This is a genomic window from Pseudoalteromonas sp. AWH4_217, assembly GCF_056161105.1.
On sequence record NZ_JBSWYM010000006.1, the window covers coordinates 174,429 to 198,791 of the forward strand.

19 protein-coding genes are annotated in these 24,363 nt (G+C 41.9%); 4 read left to right on the forward strand and 15 right to left on the reverse strand.

From position 1 onward, the window contains the following. Positions 1-44 precede the first annotated feature (44 nt). Together ACXAH1_RS09160 and ACXAH1_RS09165 are read left to right on the forward strand one after the other, a co-directional pair. Positions 45-545 (forward strand): hypothetical protein, encoded by a 501-nt coding sequence (locus ACXAH1_RS09160; protein ID WP_475196185.1) that lies wholly within the window; start codon positions 45-47, stop codon positions 543-545. A 667-nt stretch (positions 546-1,212) separates the two neighbouring features. Next, positions 1,213-3,795: a M1 family metallopeptidase gene (locus ACXAH1_RS09165; protein WP_475196187.1), complete on the forward strand. Its 2,583-nt coding sequence runs from the start codon at positions 1,213-1,215 to the stop codon at positions 3,793-3,795. 286 nt (positions 3,796-4,081) lie between these two features. On the opposite strand, the gene ACXAH1_RS09170 is transcribed toward ACXAH1_RS09165, so the two are convergent. The 11 genes from ACXAH1_RS09170 to ACXAH1_RS09220 are packed head-to-tail and all read right to left on the reverse strand — an operon-like array spanning position 4,082 to position 14,362. Next, positions 4,082-5,005 (reverse strand): DMT family transporter, encoded by a 924-nt coding sequence (locus tag ACXAH1_RS09170; protein WP_475196188.1) that lies wholly within the window; start codon positions 5,003-5,005, stop codon positions 4,082-4,084. Between the two features lie 50 nt (positions 5,006-5,055). Continuing rightward, on the reverse strand, positions 5,056-5,532 hold the full coding sequence (locus ACXAH1_RS09175; protein WP_475196190.1) for a MaoC family dehydratase: 477 nt from the start codon (positions 5,530-5,532) through the stop codon (positions 5,056-5,058). A gap of 2 nt (positions 5,533-5,534) precedes the next feature. Continuing rightward, positions 5,535-6,947 carry an FAD-binding oxidoreductase gene (locus ACXAH1_RS09180; RefSeq protein ID WP_475196191.1) on the reverse strand — a complete coding sequence of 471 codons (1,413 nt, stop codon included), beginning with the start codon at positions 6,945-6,947 and terminating at the stop codon, positions 5,535-5,537. A 9-nt stretch (positions 6,948-6,956) separates the two neighbouring features. Beyond that, positions 6,957-7,694, reverse strand: coding sequence for a 3-oxoacyl-ACP reductase family protein (locus ACXAH1_RS09185; RefSeq protein WP_475196193.1), 738 nt, complete (start codon positions 7,692-7,694; stop codon positions 6,957-6,959). A 25-nt stretch (positions 7,695-7,719) separates the two neighbouring features. After that, on the reverse strand, positions 7,720-8,745 hold the full coding sequence (locus tag ACXAH1_RS09190) for a branched-chain amino acid aminotransferase (protein ID WP_475196194.1): 1,026 nt from the start codon (positions 8,743-8,745) through the stop codon (positions 7,720-7,722). Next, a complete protein-coding gene (locus tag ACXAH1_RS09195) occupies positions 8,726-9,613 on the reverse strand; it encodes a fumarylacetoacetate hydrolase family protein (protein WP_475196196.1) in 888 nt (295 codons plus the stop codon). The genes ACXAH1_RS09190 and ACXAH1_RS09195 overlap by 20 nt, the downstream gene beginning before the upstream one ends. Then, positions 9,610-10,035 (reverse strand): acyl-CoA thioesterase, encoded by a 426-nt coding sequence (locus tag ACXAH1_RS09200; RefSeq protein ID WP_475196198.1) that lies wholly within the window; start codon positions 10,033-10,035, stop codon positions 9,610-9,612. The genes ACXAH1_RS09195 and ACXAH1_RS09200 overlap by 4 nt, the downstream gene beginning before the upstream one ends. Then, positions 10,028-11,839 carry an acyl-CoA dehydrogenase family protein gene (locus ACXAH1_RS09205; protein ID WP_475196199.1) on the reverse strand — a complete coding sequence of 604 codons (1,812 nt, stop codon included), beginning with the start codon at positions 11,837-11,839 and terminating at the stop codon, positions 10,028-10,030. The genes ACXAH1_RS09200 and ACXAH1_RS09205 overlap by 8 nt, the downstream gene beginning before the upstream one ends. A 13-nt stretch (positions 11,840-11,852) precedes the next feature. After that, positions 11,853-13,070, reverse strand: coding sequence for a beta-ketoacyl-[acyl-carrier-protein] synthase family protein (locus ACXAH1_RS09210; protein WP_475196201.1), 1,218 nt, complete (start codon positions 13,068-13,070; stop codon positions 11,853-11,855). Further along, positions 13,067-13,297 (reverse strand): acyl carrier protein, encoded by a 231-nt coding sequence (locus ACXAH1_RS09215; RefSeq protein ID WP_017219259.1) that lies wholly within the window; start codon positions 13,295-13,297, stop codon positions 13,067-13,069. The genes ACXAH1_RS09210 and ACXAH1_RS09215 overlap by 4 nt, the downstream gene beginning before the upstream one ends. Positions 13,298-13,342: 45 nt before the next feature. Beyond that, positions 13,343-14,362 carry a beta-ketoacyl-ACP synthase III gene (locus ACXAH1_RS09220; protein ID WP_475196202.1) on the reverse strand — a complete coding sequence of 340 codons (1,020 nt, stop codon included), beginning with the start codon at positions 14,360-14,362 and terminating at the stop codon, positions 13,343-13,345. A gap of 731 nt (positions 14,363-15,093) precedes the next feature. On the opposite strand from ACXAH1_RS09220, the gene ACXAH1_RS09225 reads away from it, so the two are divergent. Next, complete coding sequence (locus ACXAH1_RS09225; protein WP_475196204.1) at positions 15,094-16,011, forward strand: esterase/lipase family protein; 918 nt, start codon at positions 15,094-15,096, stop codon at positions 16,009-16,011. Continuing rightward, the gene (locus ACXAH1_RS09230) at positions 16,008-16,883 is read left to right on the forward strand and encodes a lipase secretion chaperone (RefSeq protein ID WP_475196205.1); all 876 of its coding nucleotides are present in this window, start codon (positions 16,008-16,010) and stop codon (positions 16,881-16,883) included. The genes ACXAH1_RS09225 and ACXAH1_RS09230 overlap by 4 nt, the downstream gene beginning before the upstream one ends. Positions 16,884-16,917: 34 nt before the next feature. On the opposite strand, the gene ACXAH1_RS09235 is transcribed toward ACXAH1_RS09230, so the two are convergent. The 4 genes from ACXAH1_RS09235 to ACXAH1_RS09250 are packed head-to-tail and all read right to left on the reverse strand — an operon-like array spanning position 16,918 to position 24,259. Further along, positions 16,918-19,536, reverse strand: a complete 2,619-nt coding sequence (locus ACXAH1_RS09235; protein WP_475196206.1) for a hypothetical protein — start codon at positions 19,534-19,536, stop codon at positions 16,918-16,920. Next, entirely contained in the window at positions 19,533-20,024 is a 492-nt protein-coding gene (locus ACXAH1_RS09240; protein ID WP_475196208.1) for a hypothetical protein, read from the reverse strand. Before ACXAH1_RS09240 ends, ACXAH1_RS09235 begins: the two co-directional genes overlap by 4 nt. A 20-nt stretch (positions 20,025-20,044) precedes the next feature. Then, positions 20,045-22,894 carry a sensor histidine kinase gene (locus ACXAH1_RS09245; protein ID WP_475196209.1) on the reverse strand — a complete coding sequence of 950 codons (2,850 nt, stop codon included), beginning with the start codon at positions 22,892-22,894 and terminating at the stop codon, positions 20,045-20,047. Beyond that, a complete protein-coding gene (locus ACXAH1_RS09250; RefSeq protein ID WP_475196211.1) occupies positions 22,895-24,259 on the reverse strand; it encodes a KAP family P-loop NTPase fold protein in 1,365 nt (454 codons plus the stop codon). It lies immediately after the preceding gene. Positions 24,260-24,363: the final 104 nt, after the last annotated feature.

The following is a 24,363-nucleotide window of genomic DNA, read 5'->3' on the forward strand; positions in this document are numbered from 1 at the left end:
TGCTGACAGTAGTGCAATGAAGAAAACAAATGGTGTTCTGTTGAATGTTAAAAGTTAAAACGATTTTATTATTACTACTACTCGCTGGTTCTTTTACTGTAGTGCAAATGCTAGACAGGCCAGTGAACGATATCTTTGTTGCAGAAGAAGAGTTGGGGATGTCGCTTGAAGAGCAAGTGTTTTTTGAAGAAGATCAAGCTCAGCAATTTATTGATGATAAGTATAATAAAAGAGAGGCTTTGCTCAGGGTTAAGCTTGCTGAACGGCAGGAAAAACTCAGTATATTGAAGCATTGTTCTTTGTTTTTGGTTTTCGTCTCACTGATAACTGTTTTTATTGTTGGAGCAGAAAAAATAAGAGTGTTATATGCTGGATTGCTGCTAACGTTCGCGTTGATTGAATGGTGGCTATACGGTTTGAGTGGATTGGTTTTAGCCCTAATTTTAATCTCTTTTATACAAGTCATTTTTTACATATATAAAGATGAGCAGTTGCCACCTGATTGGGATCAGAATATAAAAATTAAGAAAGGGGATGAAGATTAGAATCACGTGGTTTCAGAGTGAAGGGATTAGGTAAATAACATGATCAATGTGGCCAAAATCTTTAGACGGCTTTGCTATAGCTCATTTTTAGCCAGTATGGCGTTTTTCTACATTTCTTACGCTATTTATAGTGGTTAGCAAGTAGGGTGTAAATATACTGAGACTAAGGTGTGTGAAGGCTTCCTTGAACCTATGATGATCGGATTGATATTAGTAGGACTGTCAGGGGTCTTTCGTTATATATATTGTAAATTAAGAGAAAAAAGCGTTCTTCAATTTTTCAAAGGGTTAAGGTGGAACGGTACCAGCTTCTGGGAGTTCAAGTGGAGGTGACAATAACAGCCACTTCAAAAAGATCTGTAATGGATAACTTTGTAACTCTGGTGGAGACCTTGAGGTCGCATGGTTTTATTACCGGGCAGTACCAGGTTGGGTGAAGTTACACACTCTATTGAAAATACTTTGAAAAACTCTGTTACATAATATTTATGTATACGTCGGAGCTTCCCTTTGTACCTTTAATTTTATAAAGCCATTTAAAAACAGTGTGTTAGTGTGTTTTTGAGCTTGGCGGGTGGCGCCATTTTGAATCTTAAGATAAGAATTGACTTTTAACTTCATACCGCTTGTGTAGATAATTGTGTATAACAACAAAAAAGGATAATTAATGTTCAAGCGCACTCTTTTATCTACTGCCATTTTTCTTTCTCTTGCTACTTCAGCAAATATGAGCGAAGACTACCGCTTAGCCAAGGTTGCCAAACCAATACAACAGCATGTTAGTTTAGATGTAGACCCATCTAAAGAGCGTTTTTCAGGGCATACTGCCATTGATATTCAAGTTTTAGAAGAGACTCAATTTATTGAATTAAACGGGCTCGATTACGCGATTGAATTTGCCAAACTACTCGGCGACAAGCAATGCGATCTAAAAGATACGATGTTGAAAACAGGCAAAGTGAAACTCGCTTGTGACACGCTGATCCCTAAAGGGAAATACACCCTAAAAATTGCATTCGATGCGCCCTACAACCGTCAAAGCGTTGGCCTATATAAGTCAATGGATAGAGGCGTACCATACCTCTTTACACAATTCCAGATGAGTGACGCAAGGCGTGCCTTCCCTGTATTTGATGAACCTGAATTTAAAATTCCTTTTCAGCTCACCATTACCGCTCCTTCATCACAAAAAGTGTATGCAAACACCCCTGTGATTAAGACCAGTTCAAATAATGGGAAAACAACGCACTACTTTGATAAAACTCCGCCCCTGTCATCTTACTTAGTTGCTCTGGCTGTAGGACCTTTTGAGGAAAAGCCCGTTGAAAAAATGTCGGTTCCGGGCAATATTGTGACACCACATGGAAAAATTGGCATTGCTGACTCTGCGGTTAAAGAAACGCCCAAAATTCTTCAAGCACTGGAGCAGTACTTTGACATTCCTTATGCGTATAAAAAGCTAGATCAAGTTGCTTTACCAGAATTTCCTTATGGTGCAATGGAAAATGCAGGGTTAATTACCTACCGCGAAGAAATTTTGCTTGTTGACCCCATTACGCAATCTCGCGATGAGTTTGATACACATTTATACGTTATTGCACATGAACTCGCGCATCAATGGTACGGTAACCTGGTGACCTTAAAATGGTGGAATGACATGTGGCTGAATGAGGCATTCGCTACCTGGGTTGGTGGAAAAATAGTCACCAAGCTATACCCTGAGCTAGAGCGTGACTTATTGTTGCCGCAGCATGATGCCATGTTAAGAGATGCGATGGTCACCACTAAGCCTATCCGTAAGCCGATAAATAACTCTGACGATATTATGGATGGATTAGGTCTTGCTTATTCTAAAGGCAGTGCTGTGCTTACTATGGTTGAAGAGTGGATAGGCCATGAAGTCTTTCAGCAAGGCATGCGGAACTACATTAAAAAATACGCCTATAAAAATGCAGAAGCAAAAGATTTATGGTCTGAACTTGAGGCCGTCTCTAAAAAAGATGTCCCGGGCGTCTTGGGTTCTTTTGTCTCTCAATCTTCTTTTCCTTTAATCGATTTCACTCAGTCAGGCAAAACTATCACGCTGAGTCAGACACGATTTATACCTAAAGGTCAGCAAGCCAAAGAGCAACTTTGGAAAGTTCCGGTCTCTATCAAGTATGGTGATAACAAAGGGAATGTAGCCACCAAAAGAGTATTGTTAACTAAGCAAACTCAATCAGTTACACTCGATTTTGAACCTACCTGGGTGTATCCAAATGACAATGCTATTGGCTACTACCTGTGGTCCATGCCAGAAACACAGTATCAAGCTGTATTGACACAGGCAGATAAAGCGTTAAACACGCGTGAAAAGCTCTCTTTGATAGAAACAACCAAGCAACTTATGGATGCAGGTAAAGTTAATGCCTTTACACTGCTTGCTTCTCTTAATGCATTCACTGATGATGCCCATCCGAAGGTTGCCGCCAGTGCGTTAAAAGAGATTGTAAATAATATGCACACCTTCGAGACTGAGAAAAATCAATCTCAGTGGCGGTCTTTAATTTCTCAAAAAGTATCTGACGCAATTAAGCGATATGGCTTCGAGAAACAGGTTGGGGAATCTGACACCGTTTCCGAGTTAAGAGCAAGGGTATTCAGACTGGCTGCTTTTGAAGTGCAAGATCCTAACATTATCGCTGAAGCACAAAAGCAAACAGCTCAGTTCTTCAAAGACCCCAGTAAAGTCGATCCTTATTTAACTAACACTTACCTTGAAATTGCGGCTTACTTTGGCGATCAGGCACTACTCAATCAATTTAAATCAACGATTGAACAAACTGCTACTCCCAGTGTTCGTGTAAAATTATTATCTGCCCTTGGTTACTTCAATCAACAGAATCTTCAGTCTCAAGTACAAAGCTACTTGTTAACTGGTAAATTAACGGCATCAGACACGCCTACAGTACTGAGAGGATTAAGTTATCGCCCAGAGCGAAAAGCAAAGTTGAACCAATGGATTTTTGAAAACTTTGAGCAAGTCGCACAACGTGTTCCACCGTATGTAGTCGCTTTCTTCCCTTATATTTCAATGCCAAAATGCCATGAGAAAGACTTGGAAGATATTAAGTCCTTCTATGAAGCGAAAGTAGAGGCATTCCCTGGGATGAGCAAAAGCTTACCTGCAGCGGAACTCAGGTTAAACACTTGCTTGTCTTTACAAAAACGAGAGCTCGCTTCAGCTGAGCGTTTCTTGAAACAACTATAAATATCATTGTGAGTAATAGGGTCTCTCCTATTACTCACTTTTGATAACGCTCCCGCCTTGTTAAGCAAATCCAGATAGCTTTGACAGCACCGCGATTTCAGTTGTTACCCTTATATTAAGGTATATCTAGCCCTGCTATTCTATGAGCGCCGTCGCGTTTATCATTCAGAGTATAATTGGTGAGTTTTATCGGCTATTTTTATGGGGTACTTAAAATGAATGAGTTCAGACTCGGACAGCGTGCTTTGAAAAGCACACTGTCTGGTCAAATACTTGTTATTTTGAGCTAAACAAGTTCATTTCGATTCTCTTCTAACTTTTTCTTTGTGATCCGCCAGTTTAGGTTGACACCCGCTGCACCTACCAAAATTGCACTTGCTCCGGCTAATTGCAGTAACGACAAACGTGTATCGAATGCAGCCCAGTCAACGATAACCGCAACAACTGGATAGATGAAAGACAACGCCCCCACCAAAGCGGTCGGTATTTTCTGAATTGCACTATATAACAGCAAACACATCAGTCCAGTATGAATAATCCCTATCGTAACTAAAAAAGACCAAGATACGGCAGAAATGGCAGAAATATCTCCCAAAGGGGTAAATGGAAGAAGCACGAAAATACCAATAAACAGTTGAAATGCAACAATAATGTGAGGTGGAAGATGCTTTAGTTTTTTGGCCGTGATGGCCGCGATTGCATAGAAGGATGCGGCTATTACCGCATAAAATACGCCCTGCAAATAAGTGTCTTTATCAGTGAGCGCGGCTCCTCCATCTTGTTTTCCCACAATGATAAATATGGTTCCTAAGAAGGCACATATTAACCACAACACTTTGTCCGTAGAAATATGCTCTTTAAAAAAGATAGCGCCAAGCAAGACAAGAATAAACGGCTCAATATGATAAGTAATCGTTGCAATTGCAATGGATGACAGTGAGAAAGATTTGAATAAAAACAACCAGTTAAGTGATAAAGCTACACCACCAACTGTCAGCAATATGAGTGACTGCTTATTGAGTTTAACTTGTTTAAAAATGCCTTTATACGAACAAACTAAAAGCATGAAAGTGGCCCCAAATAAACAACGCCAGAAAACAGCCGTTTCTGGTGATTGTTCTGACATCACAACGAACCAGCCTATGGTCCCAGCGATGGTCATCGAAGCAATCATTTCGAGGTTTCCTCTAAAACCTTCCTGTTTTTGCATTCTAATTCACTCCTTTTTAAGTGTTATTGAACCTGCATAAGACATTTCTATTAGACTATACCAGTGTAAGAAAATGGAAAGGTTTTCACTTCGATAGTGTGTTGCTCTGAACTGACATAAGATTGAGCATTTCCGGCAACAACTTTTTTGTTGTCACTATTGAAAATGTTAGTTTCGATACGAACTTTGTTAATCCCTGTTTTCTCTAGCACTGTCAGCTCTATACGTATAATTTCATCAATTTTCACCGCGCCCAAAAACGCCAAATCCTGGCCCAGATAAATACTTCCGGGTCCGGGCATTGTCATTGCCAGCGCGGCACTTATCAACGCGCCACTTAGCATGCCATGAGCAACTCTGGTTTTAAAAACACTTTGCTGAGCGAATGTTTCATCAAGGTGAAGCGGGTTACAATCGCCAGATACCTGTGCAAATAGCTCGACATCGGATTCAGTAACTTTTTTGTATAAAGTGACCTTTTTACCCAGGTGTAACTCATCAAATGGTGTACTTACCAATGTGTGCATATTTAACCTTCCATTTCTTCCTGTACTGAACTTAGCGGCACAACTTTTCCCGGATTGAGGATATTATTCGGATCGAGCGCTTGTTTAATCTTTTGCATCAGGTCAATGGACTCGGCCCCCAGTTCCTGTTCCAGATAATGCATTTTTCTTATTCCAACACCATGCTCGCCTGTACATGTCCCTTCAAACTTAATTGCACGTTCAATGAGTTTGGAGTTTAATGCCTCAGCTGTTTGCCTCTCTGCTTCAATATCCGGGTCAATCAAATATCCGAAATGAAAGTTACCATCTCCAACATGCCCTACCAGAAAGTAGGGGAGACCAGAGTCATTGACCTCATTAATCGACTCAAGTAAGCAATCAGCCAGTTTATCAATCGGAACACATGTATCAGTGCTAATTGATCGGGCATTCTCTTTTGATGCAATCGCGGCATAATATGTATCGTGTCTTGCCTGCCATAGTTTGTTTCTTTCTTCTTCTTCTGTTGCCCAGTTAAACTCGGAACCACCAAATTGAGACACGATTGAATTTACCCTCTCAACTTGCTCACTGATATACTGCGGTGATCCATGAAACTCCAAGATTAACTTTGGAATTTCGGATAGTTCAAGTTGGCTATAATCATTCACTAAAGAAACCGTTTGCCCATCCATCAGCTCTACTCGCGCAATAGGAATACTATTCTGAATAATGCTAATAACGGAGTTAACTGCATCGGAGATACTTTCGAAAGAACAAATGGCGACAGATATTTGCTCTGGTACCGGGTAAAGCTTCAAAGTCATTTCTGTGAATACACCTAATGTCCCCTCACTGCCGATCATCAATCTGGTTAAGTCATAGCCAGCACTTGTTTTTCTCGCTTTGGTGCCTGTTTTGGCAAGCTTTCCTTCGCTTGTTACAACTTCAAGGCCGAGCACGTTCTCTTTCATCGTTCCATACTTAACAGCGTTGGTACCACTGGCACCGGTTGAGCACATCCCTCCTAGCGTCGCGTTCACTCCCGGACCAATTGGAAAACATAAATTATATGCTGCAAGTGCCTGATCAAGCTGTTTTCTGGTGACGCCAGGTTGCACTTTTGCTGTAAGAGACTCTGGAGAAATTTCGAGGATTTGGTTCATGTGTGTCATATTCATGGCAATTCCTCCATGAATTGCCAGCACGTGACCCTCAACTGAGGTACCTGCGCCGAAAGGCACAATGGGCATTTTCATTTGATTGGCGATAGATACTATATCCATCACATGCTGCGTATGCTTTGGGAATACGACTATATCAGGAGAGATCACGGTAGAAATAGGTGACTGATCTTGCCCATGCTTGACGAGTTGCTCCTCATCCATAGAACAGTCGATACCAAGGTTTTTTAGCGCTTCAAATACCGTTAATGTATTTTGATTCATCATCATCTTTCCTTTTTAAACTGAAAGTCCACCATCAACAGGAATGACTTGTCCTGTCATATAGTTACAAGAGTTTGAGCCTAAGAAAGTGACAATTTCAGCAATGTCTTTTGCACTGCCAAATCGCTTCATCGGGATTGAGTCCAGTACTTGCTCCTTTACTCGTTCGTGAAGTTTTTCTGTCATATCCGTTACGATAAAACCTGGGGCCAGTGCATTAACATTAACACCTCTGCCTGCATACTCCTTAGCAAGCGAACGAGTGAGCCCTAATATACCAGCTTTACTAGCGGCATAATTTGCTTGGCCTGCTACACCTATCAAGCCGGATACAGACGCAATGTTAAGAATGCTTCCTTGTGTTTCTACGAGATATTTGATCGCCTGTTGGCAGTGTAAAAAGGTACCTGTTAGGTTAGTGTCTATAACTTGCTGCCAGTCTTCGTGAGATAGTGATTTGAAAGCCTTATCTCTGTTTATACCCGCATTGTTTATCAAATAATCTAACCTTCCAAATTGCGTAATGTGCTGTTCAATCGCCAAACAAATGCTATCTTTATCTGCTGCATCACTACGCACACCGAGCACAGAGCCATCGCACTCCTGAATGAGTGACTCTGCGGCTTCTTGGTTATTTCGATACGTGAATGTAACATTATAATCCTGTGCGACAAGGTGACGAACGATTTCTCGTCCTATACCTCTGGAGCCTCCCGATACGAAAGCCGCTTTTTTTTCACTGTTGTTACGCATATCTAATTCCTTGAAATTAATTGTTTTATTTTTTATGAGAATTCAATTTGGTTAACCATGACTGATTATTTGCTGTGTTTGATATTTGAATATCTGATAACTTCTGAGCAAGCGTTTGCGCGGTCAAATACTGTTCAAAGTTAAGGCTATGATCTAAATAATCAATTTTTTGTACTGAGGTGATACCCGCGGTGGTGCCAGTGACAAAGGCCTCTAACAGATCGCCGTTATACCAATCGTTAATAAGCTGTTGTAGCTCAATGTTTGATTCTTCAACGGTAAAGTTATTTTGCTGTATAAGACTGATGGTGGTATCTCTGGTGATCCCGGGTAGAATCGAGCCACTTAGGCGAGGTGTTATAACTTTGTCTTTATAAACAAAGAAAATATTTGAGGAGCTTAACTCCTCAATATACTTATTATCGTTAGCATCTAGCCACAGAACCTGATGGTAATTCTGTTCTTTGGCCTGCTGCTGAGAGAGGATGGTTCCGGCGTAATTACCAATCGCTTTAACGGCGCCTGTTCCACCTTTAGCTGAACGGCTGTAATTGGACTCAACCATAATGTTAATGGCGTTGGTTGAGCTAAAATAGTTGCTCATGGGACAAGCGATAACAATAAACTTAAAGCTTTTAGCACGACCATAGAAACCTAATGATGGCTCAGTTGCGATAATGAAGGGTCTGAAATAGAGCGCCCCCTCCCTGATATCAGGAAGGTATTGAAGATCTGCTTCAAGAAGCGTAAGCAACGCTTCAACAAACACATCTTTACCTAAAATAGGGATGGCTAATCGTTCACATGAAGATTGAAAACGACGAGCATGATCATAAGCTCTGAATAATGCAGCATCGTTGTTCACTTGCCTATATGCTTTTAGCCCTTCAAATACACCTTGTGCATAATGAAAACACTGAGCATGTGGCGCCAGAGACAGGTCATGATAGTTCTGAAGATGAATATTGCCCCAGCCGTTAGCTTCATGCCAATCTATCGTGACCATATGGGGCGTCATCGTCAGGCCAAAGTCAGATGGTGTATTCTTCATTTAAAATGTCCTCACTTTGTAGGTAACGTTGACAAAGCTGTTCTTGATAACCCAGCTGACTGATGTGTGTTGTAACGCGGTCTCCGGGCTTGAGGTAGGGGATATTGTCATTTCCAAGGGATATACCATCCGGGCTTCCAGTCAGTATTACATCACCCGGGTACAAGGTCATAAACTGGCTGACATAATGTACTAAAAAGGCAGGCGTAAAGACCATGTCTGTCGTACTTCCATGTTGCCGCAAGACACCGTTGACGTAACAGGTTAGCGTTAGATCCAGCGGATAAGTGAAGGAATCAGCAGTCACCACGTATGGCCCTAGAGGGCAAAAACTTGGAAAAGATTTGCCTTTTATCCATTCACCTTCGCGTTCAAGTAGCCATTGCCTGTCTGACAGGTCATTGGCGACACAGTACCCTAGTATCGCGTTGTGTGCTTGTTGCTCTGACTCCAATAACTGGCAGGTTTCACCGATGACAACACCAAGTTCAACTTCCCAATCAACGTGATTGGCGTGTGCAGGGATTAACACAGGATCTGTTGGTCCACATACAGAGCCAATTGCTTTGCAAGAAATAATGGGTTCCTTTGGTAAAGGAAGGCCTGCGACCTGAGCATGCTTTCTATAATTTAGCCCTATAGAAATGATCTGTTTTGGCTGTATTGGTGCTAAGAACTGGACTTCCTGGTCATTAAACTTAGGTAATGAGGTTAAGTTAACATCAGAAAATAAGGTGTTGAGTGCGCTAAGTGATACCGCTGCACCGTGCCAGGAACCAATAATGCTCGAAACATCTCTTAAATCACCATTGCAGTCAACTAAGCAAGGGTAGCGACTACCCTTGCTTAAAATGGTTGCTAGCTTCATGAAGTAACACCACTGTCCTGATGAAGGTAGGTCTCGAAAAATGCACTTTCTGCTGCACTTAATGAACGAGGTCGTGACTTTTCGTAGCAATAAGGTGCCATCGTTGTTTCAGCTGAAGTACAGAGTCGATCACCATCGTGCACGGTATATGCAATGGTTACTGTTGCAGCGGATATGTCACTCACCCACATTGTTATGTTTACTGGCTCATGCTTGTGAACCAATGGAGCATGGTATCTCACAGAGTGAGACACAACTACCGAGCCTTGATCGAAAAATGCATCGCCATTTTTTTTTGAGATCCCCCAAATGAAATCAACTCTGGCCTCTTCGAGCAAACGCATGATTGATACATTATTTACTACCCCATAGACATCCATATCAGACCATCTCACCGGGCATTTATATAAGTGTTTATTCATGATGCTTTCCTTCGCTATTCATGCGCTCAGATCTGGCAGTAAACTGTTCGCCATAATCTGGGTAGCAAATGGGGGCATCAAAAAGTGCTTCGTCATAGCCAAATGCGTCAATGAGAGTGTTGATATGAGGTGCCAGGTGCTGGCAAAGCCTGTCGATTTCCCTGTCCAGACCATGAATCAGGTCACTCTGTACCAGATCACAACTGAGATACCAGGCTGAATCTTCTTTTAAAACAGATAACCCGAATAAGCGACCTAAGGTTTCCAAATGTGATTGGGCTACAGAAGATTCACATTGCCATTTAGCCTGAGCTTGCAACGCCAATCTAAAACCTCTCAAGCGTGCTAACTTAATAGAATCATTTGCGTTGTCATTCCATTCATCAAAGAAACTACCGGCAGAGTTTAGCTTGTGCTCTGAGATGCTCTGATGCAAGTGGTTTTCTCTCGCGATTAACAGTGCAATGATGTTCTCTACAGACAGTTCATTCAGGCGCTCATTACCAGTATGGGTAAGGGCAGCAGGAGACTGATTGACAAGTTGCCCAGCCGCAGTGGCAATTAGGACTTGATTATCACCCTCAGCCGTTACTAAGCCTTGCAGCAAGGAAATATATTCAGTGATTTTATTTATAGAGAATATTCCCTGAGCGCCAACACGTTCTCGGCAGTTAGAGACAACATCAGCCATTTCCCAGGTCACAATGGCTTTAGTGATATTAATTTGAGTCGTTAAGTCACTATCTACTTTGCCATCACTATCGAGGAATTGAGTCTTACCATCGTTTGTTAAAGCAGACATGGCATAGACTTTACTCAAGTTAACAAACAACGCTCGTTGGAATGGTCGGAAATGTATAATCGCCGTATCGCTAGCGCCTGGCGCATTGGATAAACGATATTGAGCAAATTTCAAGGCTATGTAACAGCTCGCTTTGCCTGCGCCAAGCGCAGCGCTCGAAACACAAAGGCGACCAGGCATAATGCGCGACATAGACTTTAAAAATCTTGCTCGGACATTCTTGATATTGGCAACAAATTCCCCGTCTTCTGAGATAGTTGCGATCTCGCCCAACAAAGCGTGGTCTCGCTCAACCCTCAGGTTGTGAAACGAAGTGAGTCCATTATCCAGACCTTGAACTGGTTTTTCCGGGCAAGGTATCGCCTGGATACCGTCACGTAATCCGTTTTCGTCGCAAAGGCGAACAACAAAGGGAAACACACCATGGTCTTTTTCTTTAATTTTTAATCTTGCCATTACAACGGCTATTTTAGGTATGTCTGAAAAGCCGCTGTAAGACATATATTTTTGTGCCAGACAGTTAGGTGTGTTAAGGAAGAAGCACTTTTCATCATGGTCATAGATCGCTTCCGTTTTTAATGCGGCAACATTATTTCCATACCCTAGCTCAGTGGCCATATAAGGACCGAAAGCTCTCAGGTTATCTAATTCTTCTAATTCTGCAGCGGTCGCTTGGTTATGTAATGCATGGTCATAGAATGTACCCATAGTTAGGTTATAGTGAACCATGATGATCGAGAAACAAGATACATCAAGCAAACCTGCCCACTCAGCAAGGGCAAATAGCCTGGAGGGGTTTGCCAATACTTCTAGAGGAGATTCAATTTTAGAGTGTATAAATTCACTTCTTTTGTATGATAGCTTACCGAGCTCGGCCATATTAAGGCCACTTTGGTATTTGAAAATATTGTCTCGTAATAAAACCTGCAGATCTTTATGATCCAAGTCATAAACTCGGTTGTAGATAAAGCTTTGCAAGTCCTTTTTTGTCTGTAGTTCCATATAATTTTCCTTATTAAATTGATAACAACAGCGCCGCGTTTTGGCCTCCAAAACCAAATGAATTCGATAGCGCTATGCGATACTGTTGCTCAATGGAGTTACCTGCAATTACATTTACGTTGATATTTGGGTCTAATTCTTTCAAGTTAGCACTGGCGGGAATAATGCCGCTTTGAAGCCCTTTGAGACAATAAATAGCCTCGATAGCACCACCTGCGCCTAGCAAGTGACCTGTGACTCCTTTTGTTGAGCTAACCGGTACTTGTGAACCAAACAGCCTTTGTATCGCTTCACTTTCAATAACGTCATTGCCTTTAGTCGATGTCCCGTGCGCATTAACGTAACCAACATCAGAAGGGTTGCATTGCCCATCTTTTAGTGCCGCTTGCATCGCTAAAAATGCGCCTTCGCCTTCAGGGTGAGGTGTTGTTACGTGATGAGCGTCGGCCGAAAAGCCATACCCCAATAAATGACCGGCGACAGGGGCATTTCTTTTACTCGCATGTGCCTGAGATTCTAAGATTAGAACACCGGCTCCCTCCCCAATGACAAACCCGTTTCGCTCTTTATCAAATGGGCGCGACGCCGTAGCAGGATCGGGGTTTAAACTCAGCGTCCGCATTTTTGCAAACGAAGAGACATAGAAAGGAGTAATGGCAGCTTCCGCTCCTCCCGCAATGACTACATCGGCAATGTCGTTGTTAATTAGATACTTAGCTAACCCGATTGCCATAGCACCTGACGCGCAGGCACTACAGGGAGAAAAGCACGGGCCGAGCGCATTTACCTCAATAGCAACTTGCCCGGCAGCCATATTTAATAACCCCATTGGCAATGTCAGAGGAGATAAATCTTCATAATCACCTTCTAACATAGCGCGATGTTGCGCTTCCAATGTCTGTGTACCGCCGGCGCCAGAGCCGATTAAAACCGCTACGCGTGTCGGATCTTCCCAATTCTTGTGGTCCAATCCCGCCGCTCTCAGAGCTTCAAGAGTTGCTAGTTGGGCAAACTTTGCATAGTCGTCCCAAAACCAAGGTTTGGCTACTTCCATATCCAGTTCATCGACATTGCTGACTCTGCAACTTAGTTTAACCGGACAACCTTCGAGACTTGGGTCTAAAGTCGCTTTGGTTTCGCCTTTGATGATATTGTCCCAGTTTTCTGAAACTGAGTTACCAGCTGGGGTGATCATCCCCATACCGGTAATCACCACAGGTTGATTGTTCATGACAGTTTCCCGCTGACATAGTTAACAACATCATCTAGCGTTGAGATGGACTCCATATCATCATCGCTGATTTTAATGCCGTGCTGTTTATGGATCGCCTGAGCAAGATCCAGCTGAGAAAGAGAGTCAAAGCCGATATCTTCAAGAGAAGTATCTCCGGAAGTTTTAGATACATCCATTTTGAATCTAGTTTCAATGATCGTTTTAAGTTCGTTTAGTGAAAACATAATTGCCTCGCTTGTTTTTTTGTTGATGAAAAAATGATTAGTGAATTAATTCCATTCTTTTGGATAGGTTCTAAGATCCGGCCAGGTCACGACCGTAGACCCCCAGGAGAAACCTGCGCCAAATGCTGTGATTAGAAGTTTCTGACCTGGTTTTAGTTGGTTGTTGTGTGCATAGTCGTTTAGTAGCAATGGGATTGAGGCCGTAAGCGTATTGCCATGATCGGCAATGTTGCTGGCTACTTTACAGTCCGGTAGGTCTAACTCATACGCTACTGTTTGCAGAATTCGGATATTGGCTTGATGTCCGATCATCCAGTCCAACTCATCGATGGTCAAATCGTTCTGTCTGACTGCTTTGAGTGAAGACTGGGTCATTTGTGACACCGCATTTTCGTATACGACACGGCCATTCATACTGAGGTAGTAGGCTTGGCTTTGTGCATGTTGCCCCAAGGAGTCCTTAACCCTTTGCCTTGCACCGCCGGCATGTGTGCATAATGCATCGCTGAGAGAGCCGTCGGCACCAAGATCAAATTGGCCAATCGCACCTGGTTCATCAGGCTCCCCATTGCCAATAACCATGGCACCGGCACCATCGCCAAAAATTGGCCAAGTGGTCCTATCGTCTTTGTTAACAAACTTTGTAAATGCTTCCGCGCCAATAAGCAAAACCGTATCGGCAACGCCGCTCTCCACAAAGCCCTTTGCGGTTGCCATGCCATAAACAAATCCGGCACAAGCAGACGTGATATCGTATGCAGCGACTCCTTTAAGTCCCAATTTGTCAGCCACTTCAGGGGCAACTGCCGGGCAAAGTCTTTCGGGAGAAGTTGTTGCAACGATAACCATGTCTATTTTATTGGTTTGTGCCGATTCAATTGCTCTGACCCCGGCTTTAATGGCTAGGTCCATTGTGGATATCTCGCCATCTACCATATAACGGCGCTCTATTCCCGTCCTTTCACGAATCCACTGGTCGCTGGTATCAAGTGTTTTTGCAATATCATCGTTGGTAACAATATTTGGTGGGACACATACACCGATCCCTCTAATGACGGCTGTCATAATCGTTATTCCTTTAATTTAATGTTTTTATTGTTTTGTAAATGTTTAAATTTCAAATTTAAATTAACAATGTTTTTGTCCCTGATCAATACACATGGTGAAATTTTTACATGATCTCTAAAACATGTTGATTTCTACTTGATGGTGTGAGCAGCCTGCACACGGCGCTGAATGAGGAGCCGTTGGGTTAAATTCTGTTATTTACCTGCGTGGCGAAATTTCCGCTGAAAGGGCTCGGAGCAGAGCTTATTTAGTTGCAGGTACATGAAAACAGGAAAAAATCATCTTGAGCCCCAAGTGCTCTGTTTTTAAATGCGGGTATTCAACTGACAGGTTAGGCTAAAAACACAAAATGAGATTCAGACAACTAACTAGCTCGTTTGAGCGTCTTGCCCAAAAGTGCTTTGCATTCTATCGACACAATGAAAGTTAATTTTCCCAAAAGTCGCACAGTTCAAAATCAATTTTGTTAACTTTTTACGTAAATACCCTAACTTCTGTCTCGGGATAAAAGCAGAAGTCATACATTTGCAATGTAGAAGTCTGTAAATAAATATATCTATTTATATCAACTGCATACGTTTTTAATGTGATTTCTCACAGGTTTGTCAGGAGTTGTTTTCTCTGCAGCTTTACAAAAAAATCGTTTGTTTTTTAACTGGTGAGGCTTGACCTCTTACCACTTTGGACTAGCCTTTTTGTTGCTAAATTGTAACTTTTGGAGCAACTCAATGAAAAAAATAACACTGACACTTTTGCTTAGTATCATGTCACTCTTTGCACAATTTGCGCACAGTAGTGATGAGCTGGAATATCCGGTGGTTCTGGTTCATGGCCTGTTTGGCTTCGACAATCTGCTTGGTGTGGATTACTTCTATCGCGTGCCCTCGGTTATTCGTCAGGAAGGCGGTAATGTCTATGTGGCTGAAGTGTCGTCTGCACATAATTCAGAGCTACGAGGTGAGCAACTGCTTGAGCAGGTTGCACTGATCAGAGCCCTGACAGGTAAAGACAAAGTGAACCTGATTGGTCACAGTCAGGGTGCGCAAACCATTCGTTATGTCGCTTCGGTAAAACCTCAGTGGGTGGCCTCGGTAACCAGCATTGGCGGCGTAAACTGGGGCAGTCGCTTCGCTGATGTGGTGCGCGGTGGAGTCGACCAGGGATCCTTCTCTGAGCAGTTTTTAGCGTCACTGGCCAATGGTCTGGCTGGCCTAATTGACTTATTGTCGGGTAAACCTACAGCCCCTAAAGATGCGCTTGAAGCACTCGAGGCCCTGACCACAGAAGGCACAGTTGCGTTTAATCAAAAGTATCCGGAAGGGGTGCCTGCTACTTATTGCGCTCAGGGTGATATGCTGGCCGACAATGGCGTCTACTATTTTTCGTGGAGTGGCAGCCGGGCGTGGACCAATCTGTTAGACCCAGCTGATAATGCACTGCTGTTGTTCTCTGGCGTGTTTGACGAAGCCAATGACGGCCTGGTCTCGGCTTGCTCCAGTAACCTGGGTTATGTGATTGGCAACGACTTCAAGATGAATCACCTGGATCAGGTTAACCAGACAATCGGGGTTCACCATTTGTTCGAGACCGATCCGCTCACGATTTACCGTCAGCATATTCGTCGTCTAAAAGGTCTTAATCTATGAGGCACTGGCGTCTGCTTTCACTCAGTTGTATCGGGCTCAGTGTGTGTCTGTGGTATTTGGCAATGCAGCAAGCTGACAAAGCATCCACCAAGGTGGCCGTCGCTTCTGCGCGCCCAGTGACTGAGACGCCATACGCGTATGATCAGCAACTTGTTGCCGCGATGTCAACACAGACAGTGCATTGCGGCGCAGTCACCAAAGCACACAAGCATCAGCTTGATGACTGGATCTTAGCTTTGCAAAGCGAGCAGCTGGAGCAAAACTGGGCGCACTATACGCATCGTTTACCACTGTGTTTGCAAGCGTTGGCGCATGACTATATGAACTACAAGCAAGCGCTAACAGAAGTAGAAAACACGCTTACTGTTCACGAGCGTTTTGAGGCACTGCAAACGCTTCAGGGTCAGTACTTTTCCGATGAGGTGATCGCTGCCTGGTTTGCAGATGAGAACCGCTGGAATGCGCAGACACTGGAGCGCTGGCAAATTTTGTCTGACCAATCGCTCAGCGAGCAGGCACGGCGCGGCCTCATTGATGCACACATCAGCCAGCTCCCACAAGAAGAGCGTGAGACCATAGTAGCAACACAAACCCTGATCACACTAAAACAAAGCTGGCAAACCATGGATTATAACCAGCTCAGCGCCAGATATGGAGATGAAGCGGCAGAGCGCCTGATGCAAGCAAGGCAGACACAAACTGACTGGGCGCAGCGGGTAGCGGACTATAAACAACAACGCGATGTGCTGCTCGCCAGTCAAGACGGATTGTCTACACAGCGTGAGATCACAGCGTTAAAAGACGCATTGTTTACTACGAATGAGCAAAAGCGTTTGGCTGTTGTGCTTAGCGAACCTAGCTTTGGTGAGTGATAATCAGTTCCTCACCTAGCTATTATGGTTGCCATTAAAAAGGTCGGTACTGCTTTAAAAAATCACGTACCTCAGGTAATGCTGCATACGCCATAACATCAAAGTAACCTAAAGGCGCAGTCCCTGTATCTATCCAAATGAATTGCGATAACTCGGCCTGATCAATCAGACCATCTGTGACCAATTTGCAAAGTGATGCTGATGACTCACAGCTCTCGCAGCTAGAATCGTGGTCAAGCTTTCTTTCGACCCTTTGCCAAAACTCATGCTGAACACCAATCCAGTCTCTTATGTTGACATTTATCTGATGGTAAAAGCTATTGCTAAGTTGCTGCATTGAATACAGTAGTTGGTCTCTGCCAGGCACTCTGAACAGAAGCTTTATGCCGCTTTTACAGCTTCCAAGAGCTCCTTCCAGATGTAGTTTTCCTGCAGACTGTATCAATCTAAGAACTTGCAATAACGTAGGCAGGTTTTCAGTAGCGGAAAGCTGGATCCATTCTGAGCGCTGGTAGTCTATTGCCAGGTCACCATTGATTGCATTTGATGTACTATTAAAATGGCAAAGTAAACCTTCGGCTTTAATTGCTCTGGGGTTTTCTATCAGTGTGGAAGAAGGGTGCCAAGGTAAAATCAAATCACAAAGTAGTAGCATCATTGATGTGCTTTCTGTTCTCCGAGTGTATCTATCTGGTAAATTGCTCATATTGTGAAATAATATGGCTCTTGCAGCAGGTTTGACGAGATCACGAATTACCAATTGCTTTTGCTCATTTGACTGGAGCTGATTGTGCTCGTTGATATGTTCCAGTAATACTTGTGCACTAGCTGCGCCTTGCTTTTGTAACGGCGTATCCGAGAACTGAGTCAATGGTTCCTGCTCTCTTGGTTCGATAAGACCGTTATTAATAAAATCACTGTATATTTCTTGCCAATTGCACTCGGTGTTCAACTCTCTCTGCTTGAACCTTCCCAGATCCTGAAACAGGGCTGATATTGCGAAGGTTTTATGAAGGTTAGTTACTTCACTTTGATCCGATACTAATAAATACTGACCAAACATATACACATCAATAATATGTTGGCAATGTTGCAGAGCAAAGTTTAGATCTTCAGAAGACTGACTTGAATGTAAGCTATTCTCTAACTCTCTAAAAAGAGAAACTGGTATCGCTAAGTCTAAACTTTCTCGGCAATGCACTTTTATTAGCCTTAGCATACTCATTGCAAGCTCAACAGGAAAACTTCTAAACTTATATCCGTCCGAAAATATTGTTCTTGCCGACTCAGTTATAACAAATGAAAGTGCATCTTTTTCCGGTTTTATAAACCTATATTTATTCTCTTCTCCAGCTATAGAACTAAGTATCTCATGCACTAGCCAGAGCATCAGGTACCCTCTTTTTAGGTGGATTTTTTTTGGCTTACATGCATTTTCTTGATTGCAACTTTCTTTCCTTTTACATGAACTGATTCTTGTGCATGTGTTTTTTATTATTCCTATGTGTCTTAAATAAACTCTTAGGCCCAGGCGCGTTCTCTTGAGTAAAGTTACATTTTTTTCTGGCGCAAAGTCTACGTCACTAGATGACATTCTTATTTTAAGCCATACAGATAATGGCTCGATGTGCTTATCTGTTTTGTAGGGAGGTTTAGTTTGTTCTCCTTGAAATTCCGGGAATGTATGATGAAAAAGGCCAACTAAGTTTCTATATCGTTTTTGCTTTTGGTCATCTTTGTCCACAGAACTTATCCCTGATGAGCTTATTAATCTGATCGTTTTGACAAGTGTCTCTTTGCTTGTTTTTTTATTATATCCCGAGCCGAGAGAAAAAAATCGTTCAACTAATAATTGTCTCCAAATGGTGAGTAATATTGGAATGCAGAATTCAAACCAATAGCTTTCTGGGAACTTCATATTTAACCAGATTCTAAGTTTGTCGTTTATAGTTTTAAACTCTGATATGTTCCATGGAACTGATGTGTTATATTTTTCTACAATGTGGTTTGTGATTAATGGTGATATCTCTGGCCACTTTTTTGATCTGTATGCTATCCATATTGTCCTTGTTAATTCGGTGTTTGTATTTAATTTTGATATTAATTCGAGGTTGCATTTCTTTTTTGTGAACATCTGAAAGAGTGCTGTTAATCCTTTTTTTGGATTTTCATTGTTAGAGGTTATTAGGCAGCTTAAAATCGCTTTTTCTTCTTTCCCTTTAATTTCTTCCCAGTAAAATGTTAATGAACCATCATTCTCTAAATCTCTTTTTTCAGTTACATTTGGTTTTATCTCTAGTTGCTCGAAATGACTCCTAATTAGATCGTTTAACTCTTTTTTTTCTTTAACCTCGTTGAAACCTTGCTCTTGCTCTTGTGACTGGGCTCTATTTACATGGGGTTTACTTGTGCCAGCTTCTTTGAACTTTTTTTTACTTGCGTAAGCTCCTGATTTTATGTTCAATCCAGGTAGCGAAAAAAGCACTGCTGAACCAGATATGTCGCTGTCAACGGTACTGTTCATGTGTAGGCATAACACTTTTGCAAGAGCTTCTTCTACATTTGAACAGGAATAATCTTGCAAAAACTTTTCTTGAAGCGTCTTTTTTAGAGCCTTTTTTAACAGCTCTATATTATGTGTGCTGATGCTCATTTTTTAACGCCCACTTTTTTTAAATTTAGAGCAAAATTAAGCAGCTCCTGCTCTTCGAGAGGTTTGTTGGTTCTTTTTATCTTGTACCTACTTCCCTCGGATATCTTATTGATTGTGTCTTGAACATCATTGTCATAGAACCCGGAGACTATCATGATTGGAGCCGTTGTATTTGTTTCATTTGGCTCAGGGAGCTCTTTTCTAAATCTCAATAATATATCTTCTAGCCTGTTATTTAAGTTAGGCTTGCTTTTTTTAAGCCAGCACATAAAAATTGTGCCCATCCAAACTACAAGAGAGGGTTCCAGTGCCTGGCTGCCATCTTTGATTTGCTGATCAAGTAATATACCGTTGTAATGATTTTTATTGAGAAGTTCTGCCGCCTCGGGTATTGTAGTTGCCCAATCCAGAATAAAACCTTCTTCCTCAAGTAACATGGTTTCGAAAAAGAAATTGTCTTTCTCGTCATCGACCCATAATAAACGCATATGCTTCCTCTTTAAATGTGTTATCCGCGCCAGTAATGTATTATTGTCGCTGTAGCTGTTACCCTGGAAAACCCATTTAAATCTGGTAAGGGATCACAGGTAAGAATTAGCGCTCCATCGGGGTGCGCTTCAATAAGCGATTTGGCTAATGGCAGGCCAATCCCTTGCCCGCTTATATTTCTGTGCATACTGTCTCTCTCACCAAAACGCATCGCCTGCTCAATTTGGTTTTCGCTGAGAGTGTGGCTGGTATTGCTGATTTTTATTTCAAGCTTTCTGACTGAATGTGAACTTACTCTTACAATGATATTATTCCCACTTACTGAATACTTAACTGCGTTGTCTAATAAGTTTCCAATGGCTATATCCAGGCTTAGCTCATCAAAAGTAAATAACTCAGATGCATTATATTCAAATATAATCTTCGAATTTTTCTCTTCTGCCCATTCTCGATATCTATCTATCCAGCGTTCAAAGCAATCCTTTAAATTTGCTTCTTTCGTTTCCAGTTTTATTTTTTGATCCATAAGCACTCGCTGAAACTGTTGCCAGCTTTGTACTAGAAACTCATCTCTTTTCAATAATCTGAGTTGCTTTTTTATCATTTTGTCATCAGCGAAGTGTCTTTGTATGATCCTGGCAAACCCTTTTGCTCTGGAAACTAACCCCTGTGAAGGAGCCAATATAGCATGACGAAAAACCCCCAGATCTGAGCGCCACTGAATGCGCATTGCCTCCTGATAAATCACCTGAGAAAGCTCCCGGACAACTCTATTGATCTGTTCAGTCTCCCATGTTGTAAATGCTCGGTTCTGCGATGTTACTATTAAATATCCCTGAACTAAATGACTACCATTAATTGCAATTGGTGTGATAAGGCCATGCATGCCTAAAGCGATTGGGTTTCCATTTTGACGTTTAAATATTTTGTCCTTTGGCCCAAAAACAAACTCTTTACTATTTTTAACAATAAAGTTTTTTATGTGTTTTATTGTTTTACTATAATCGGAAGAAGATAAGTCATGAGTGGGTTTTGATGTGCCTGATAAAATTAACTGGCCATCTTCATTGTTTACAAACAGCTGGATATGGCAACCTTTTCTGACATAAGTATTCACTAAGCTTGATGTTCTTTCGAGCAGTCTTATATTCAGGTTTTGTCCTGAGAGCTGCATAAGCTCATCCATCACCTCGGGTAACTTGTCTATTAAATGATGCTGTTGAGTTTCACACCACTGTTTGGCCGTTGCGGCCAGTATTTTATCTACAATTTGTTGTTGAAATAACCCTATTTTGTTTTCTTTAGTTAACAGTTTAACCATACCAATGAGTGCAGCATTTTTGCGCTTTGCGGCGGTACCTGGTTTGATTCTATTTTCAGTAAAAAGGGGGTGGTAAAGCCAGGAATGAATACTCTTCCAGCCTAACACTGCTTTTATCTGATGTAGCCTTTTTCTGTGCAGGTCTGTGCCAGCTGCGGTGCCAGTATAGGGAATAAGACAGGCTTCTTCTTTTTGAATTAAGTTAGCTGAAATTGACCCCTGAGCTACGCCTAATCCAATCAAGCCGTCAATTTTATTTCCAAACTGATCGTAAGCTAAGATTACTTTACCCGACTTTACTGGCTCGTAGAGTAAAGCTACTTCAGCACCTGCATTTTTACACAGCTGCTTAAGTGTCAAGGCGTGAACTTCGTCAACGTCCATTGATGGGCTTAAGTCGACGTTGTGTAAATCTGCACTAATCTTCTGAACGCAAAAACTTTGATAATCCTTAAAGTACTCATAAAATCGCGTACCAGATGCCTGAATAAATTCATGTGACTTTTTCATTGCGGCGTGCCCACGCCAGCGGTGCAAATCATCCAAATGTTGGCTGTAGGATTTATCATAAATTGCAATCCAGAGCGAACAGTATTTTATATAGGAAGTTTCACTACTGGGTTTCTTTTTACTTCGCCACATTTTTGAGCAGGAACGCAGGTTTACTCCTGCGGGCTCTATTTTCAAATTGTCATGATTAAATTCTTCTAGTTCATCAATAGAGGCTTGTTCAATATATACATCGGGCAAAGCATATTTTTCATCACAGCACCAAGTCTTAATGGTATACAAGCGTTTTTTTTGAGCATCATACTCCATTAAGTTAAGCGCATAAGCCTGGACATAATCACCCATATAATTAAGGAGGTTTTCCAGGCTTTCTGTAAAGTCATGGTCAACTCTGAGCAACTCTATTAGATTTTTATAAGCCTGTTCTGCGACGTCCTTTCTCTTTAAAGAACGAGTATGTTCATATGTAATATTGATATGAGCGAAGTCCCCATGATGATTTCTTATGTCATCTGAGGTAAAGTTATCCTTAGCGTTTTCTTCGCTAATGTAAAGACAAATAAAACCGATCAATTTCTGTTCTGAATTTTTTATAGGCCAGAATAGGCGACTTTTATCCCTGTTCTTCAATTCATCACAGTAAATTTTTGATAAAGGTAATTTTTTTATTGGGTATTCAGTTTGCTCTATCGGCTGATGAGGTTCGCAGCCCAGAGTGCATTCCCAGAGCTCGTCGTTTTCTAATCGCCTGGCGATAATCCAGGTTTTATTTTTGACCAGGTAAGTTGTAAGTGGTGGAGGCTGTTCTTCCTGTGTGTCAAAGTAACGTATTTCCTTTTTCAGGGAGTCATCTTCTTTGCAAGCGGAACTTCGGAATTTGACATATGGGCCGTCTTTTTTGCAAAAGTCGATGCTAAATATGCGCCAGTAATCGGCGTCTAGTTTACGACATAAACTTTGAGCAAGTTTGTCCAGTATGGTATCTGGCTCGTCATTACTAAGTAAGTTCCATATGTTAGCTTGGCTTTCGGATAACATCTACACTCCCTTACTGCTAATAAATTTATCTAACTCTTTATAATCCTGAATCCGATTAAGCAACTTATATTCATACTGAGAGTTCCCTCTGACAGGGCTTTCGTAAAAAAAATCTCGGATAAAAGGCTGCTCAAGCAATTCTTGCACGATTGACTCTTGATTCTCTAGTTGCTCATCATTGTTTTGGATTACGTTTGTGACCTGACGCCAAAAAGACTCAGATTTTGCATTTAAATAGTCTCTGAGTTGTGGCCAGCGGTTAATTGCTGCCAGCCATTCCATCAGGAGTGCTTGATCAACTTCATTATTGGACTCTGTTGAATCAGCACTTATAATCCATTGATAGGTGTTTAAGCAGCGTTTGATCAGTCGCAAATTTGCGAAATACGGGGTGGTGAACACCTTTTCCCAGGCTTCATGATCGCTGCCTGACAGTGAGGGTTGACAAGTGTCGAGTAGGTCTTGGTACAAAGAGGTGTTATTTGCCATTGAAAAACGAGGAATCTGAAGCATTATCGGAAATAGTTTTTCCAGATAGCGATGGCTGTCATAATTGGACAGTGAAGAAAACTTGCTCCTGATAGCTTGCTGTAAGGTAACCTTATCCATTGCAACTACAAAGCGACACCCGGTATGTGAGTGACTGCTTACAAGTAGGCGTATTTGGTCTAGTAATTCAACAGCACTTTCTGGAGAGCAACGGTCTAAATCGTCAATAATTATCACCGGCTTAAGGTGCTCATCTGGCCAAAGCGAATCAATGAGTTGTTCAAATTGCTCTGTCAATAAATCTGTTTGATTTTTTGGAGGCTCATTTGGCGGCCCTATTTCACCCTGGGTTTTAAAGTCATTTTCAATATTCGCAAGCGTGCCTTTAATGCCAATACTGTTCAGAGCTGCTCTTACACCCAAAGAAGCTGCTGTTTTGAGCACAGTTGAAAAAATTATCTTAGCATTTAATATATTGTTTTGTAGGCCGCTTGGTTTGCTTTTCCAGATACAATGCAAAAGCGCTGTCATTAAATTGCACTCTTTTTCGTAGCGCCAGGCATCCAGCCAGATTACCCCTCTGTTATGCTTGGTTTGAAGAGCGTTCTTTAAATGTAGCAACAAGCTGGTTTTTCCCGAACCCCAGTCACCGCTGAGCAAGATAGGTGCATTAATGAGGTTTGTATTTGGTGCGTCGACAAGGCTGTCTGTACTGTCATTGTCTGTACTGTCATTGTCTGTACTGTCATTGTCTGTACTGTCATTGTCTGTACTGTCAACCCCACTCAGGTGGCTTGTGAGGCTGTTTCCAAAACACGCTAACTCTGGCCAATTCTCTAGGTTTGCAACTGGGTCATCGCTAAGAAATCCTTTCATTTCGTCTCTGCTTGTTACATTAAAGTAATAATTATATTGTAAAAATTACATTTGTTTTTCAAGTTTATTTTTTGCTCAGTGCTGTGCGTGTGACTTTATAGTGC